Source organism: Leekyejoonella antrihumi, assembly GCF_007845645.1.
In the GTDB taxonomy this organism is placed as follows: domain Bacteria; phylum Actinomycetota; class Actinomycetes; order Actinomycetales; family Dermatophilaceae; genus Leekyejoonella; species Leekyejoonella antrihumi.
In genome coordinates, this window is sequence record NZ_VCQV01000088.1 from 1 (window position 1) to 2,732 (window position 2,732).

General features: G+C 68.8%; 2 protein-coding genes. Both read right to left on the reverse strand.

Annotation, left to right across the window (positions count from 1 at the left end; all coding sequences use genetic code 11):
• Positions 1–86: 86 nt before the first annotated feature.
• Positions 87–707, reverse strand: a complete 621-nt coding sequence (locus tag FGL98_RS24575) for a DUF6262 family protein (RefSeq protein WP_146321445.1) — start codon at positions 705–707, stop codon at positions 87–89.
• The coding region (locus FGL98_RS24580) for a tyrosine-type recombinase/integrase (protein ID WP_186526385.1) at positions 700–2,732 on the reverse strand (2,033 nt) is incomplete at its 5' end. The genes FGL98_RS24580 and FGL98_RS24575, both read right to left, overlap by 8 nt.

Genomic DNA, 2,732 nt, shown 5'->3' on the forward strand with positions numbered 1-2,732 from the left:
TTCTTTTGGGGTGGAACGCAAACCTGCTGGTGGCGCGAGGTTTGGTGTGTGCTGGACGTCGTTCACTCTGCTTCTCATGAGGGGCGTCATGCGCGTTGAGTGACATTGTTCGACGTGTCGGCGAGGTTGGGATCGCCGGGGTCGTGGTTGAGTTGGGTCATCATCTCGCGGTTCATCGAGCGTGCCGCGTCGAGCGTGTCGCTCAGCTCGGTGAGATCTGCCTCGAGTCGGGTGACGCGCTGGCGTAGTGCGTGGTTGTCGGCCTCGAGCTCGGCGGCGCGGTCTTCGAGCTGGTCGAGCATTGGTCGGCTGGCGTGGCCGCGGGCCAGGTCAGCGTCGGCGCCGAGCTGGCGTGCCAGTCGTTCGCGGAGCAGTGCTACTTCCTCGGTCAGCTGACGGGCTTGTTCCTTGCTGTTGGCGAGCTCGGTGTGCAGGCTCTGCTCGGTGATCAGCGAGCGGGCCGGCAGCTTCCAGGCTCGATCGTGCCCGGCTTGGCGTTGCCGGGCGCGGGCCTCGGCGATCCGGCCGGCGAGTTCGGAGTCGCTGTAGAGAAGGGAGACGGACACGTCGGCGCGTCGGGCGATGGTCGGGAAGCTGATCGGTTCACCGCTGCTTTCGAGGGCCTCGAGGACTTCCGCGGCGTGACGGCGTTTGGCCGTGCTGTCTTGTCGTCGCGCGCGGCGTAGCGCGGCGCTGTTGTCAACCATGGTCGCCGGGTAGCCGTTGGCCGAACGCGACGGGTACCGCTTGGCGTGCCTTACGCACGGTGGCCGAGGCGTCGTCGATGACCGCGCGTTCGTCCTCGGGTAGTGAGTCGAGGAGATGCTCGTGGGTGCGGATGTGCTCGGTGATGACCTCGAGCTGGCGGGTGACGCCTGCGATCACCCAGTCGGCGGCATCGGCGGACAGCATGGCTTCGCGTTCTCGGCGCAGCTGGTCGGCGTGCGCGCGCAGCTCGGGCAGATATGACGGATCGGACTGGAAGTGCGCGCATCCCGCGCATTGGTAGCGGATCGGGCAGGCCTGCCCACCGGCGCGCACGTTGCTCGGTTCGGAGCACTTGCCCATCGGGACGGCTACCCAGGACAGCTGCTCGTTGAGCCGGGCGACCTGTGAGGACTCGCCATGGACTGGGCGGGTGACGCCGCGGTTGTCGATCGTGTGTCGGGCGAGGGCATCCATGGCGGCGCGTTTGCGGCTTTCACCGACCCGGTAGTACCCGAGTGTCGTGGACATGCTCCGGTGATCCATCAGGTCGCGCAGCACCGAGGGCGCGATGCCCTGATCGGCCAACGTTTGCGTGTAGGTGTGGCGCAGCGCGTGCGGGTGGATCGCCGACCGGTTGAAGGGCACCGGGTCACCGTGTGCGTCGTGTGGTCCGGCGTCGATCGTCGGGATGCGCTCGACCCAGGTGCGCATCCAGGTCAGGATCTGGTGACCGGAGAGGTGCTGGCTGCCGTCACTGTTCTTGTGCGGGCGGGGCAGCAGCCACGCCGGGTCCTGCCCGGTATCGCTGAATCGTTCGCGTACCCAGGCCTGTTGGGCGCGGATCGCAGCAACCAGCTGCGAGTCGGTCAGTGGTAGGCGGCGGTTCATCCGGCTGGCCTTGTGGTTGTCGTAGATCAGCACGTCCTTGCCGTATTCGTCGACGTCCAGGCAGTCCAGGTGCAAGCTGGCGACCTCGCCGACGCGGCGGCCGGTTCCTTTCAGTAGCAGGTAGCTGAGCACGGCGACGGCGCCGGCCTGCTCGCCGAGCACGCCGAGGGTGGCTCGCCGGGCCGGGCCGGTGCAGCCGGGCACGTCCTTGAGCAGGTCGAGATGCGCGTCGAGCTGAGTGATGACGTGGGCCGGTAGCGCCCGCCCGGGGCCTTCATCGACCTGACTGCGTCGTGAGTCACCGCGGCGGAACGCGAACGTTGCGCCCAGCGTGGGCAGCAGCCCGAGGCCGCGGGCCTCGCGGATCATCAGGGCGCACTCCTCCACGGCCGCGATCCTGGCCTTCGGGCCGAAGGAACGTGTCGAGGCCGGGTGGAATGTGGGTGAGTGGACCCGGGCGAGGAACCGTTCGACGTCGGCACGGGCGAGGACGGCCGGGTCGGTCCCGCCGCCGGATCCGGTCGCCAGCACCGCGGACAGCACGGTGATCGAGCCGACGCGGTGACGCAGGCTCGACTCGCCGACTCGTCCGGCGGTCATGGCCGTCCAGGCCTTGGTGGCCTCGCGCAGCCAGGGTTGACGAATCCCGGTGAAGTCCAGGGTGCGTTTGCCTGGGAGCCCGAACAGGCGCAGGTCCCAGATATCTTGGTGCCGCTCGGCGTCGGGGTTGGCGTAGGCGAGGGTGATGCGGTCCACGCTGTAACGGGCGAAGCGCACGTGATGGGCGTCGCCGACCTCGTCCAGGATGTGCAGGTCGAAGTCGAGCACCGATCCGGCGCCGGCCGCGCGCAACTGGTCGATCCATGGTCGCATCCCGCCGGTGACCACGCTGACGTGATCTTCGGCCCGGCACCCGATCGCGTAGACCAGCTCCAGGACCACCAGCTCGGGTAGCCCGCGCAGGCTCAGCGCCCGGCTGTTCGTCGGTTGTCTCACCTCGCCGGCCCACCGGTCGAATGCCGGTCCCGACGGGCGGCCGGCCTGGCGCCAGGCTCGGTAGTGGATCTCACACAGTCCGCTGCGGCGGTGCGCGGCACCCAGGTAGCAGCACGTCGCTACGCACCGCCCCAGGTAGG

Bases quoted from the DNA above. Each gene is read 5' to 3' on its own strand.
- FGL98_RS24575 (WP_146321445.1), bottom strand. From the start codon at position 707: ATGGTTGACAACAGCGCCGCGCTACGCCGCGCGCGACGACAAGACAGC.